Source organism: Aeromicrobium sp. PFPM2_SD2, from assembly GCF_057364525.1.
Genome location: NZ_JBNFNZ010000835.1, coordinates 1 through 522 on the forward strand (window position 1 = coordinate 1; position 522 = coordinate 522).

Here is a 522-nt window from a genome sequence, read left to right on the forward strand (position 1 = left end):
GGGCGCTGGCCCGCAGGTCGCGCTTGGTGATCTGCCCGGCGTGGTCGAACGCGTCGTCGGGCAGCACGCCGCCGGACCCCCAGCCCGGACCGTCACCGGCGACCTCGAGCGCCAGCACGTGCAGCCGCGGCACCTCGGCGTCCCACGAGGACGCAAGGCCGGACGTGCGCGACTCGGAGCCGGCACCGAGGTCGCCGAGCACCGTCATGCGGGTCTCGTCCCAGCCGAGCCCGGTCAGCAGCGCGGCCACGAGGGCCGGCGTCGTCTCGTCGCTCGACAGCACGAGCACGCGGCGCCCGGCCGACAGGGCGGGCACGAGCAGGCGGACGTCCCGGCCCACGAGCGAGACGACGGTCGTGGTCTCGGCCGGCCAGCCCATCCGGGCGCGGGCCAGGGCCACCGACGACACGGCCGGGACGATCGTGACGCGCTCGCGGCCGAGCACGTCCAGCAGCGTCGAGCCGATGCCCGAGACGAGCGGGTCGCCGGACGCGAGCACCACCACCGGCTCGGTCGCCGACG

1 protein-coding gene is annotated in these 522 nt (G+C 76.8%); it reads right to left on the bottom strand.

What is annotated here, in order from left to right:
* Positions 1-522, bottom strand: a 522-nt coding sequence (gene cbiE, locus AC2W7G_RS18385; protein WP_485869700.1) for a precorrin-6y C5,15-methyltransferase (decarboxylating) subunit CbiE, incomplete at both ends; no start/stop codon positions are given.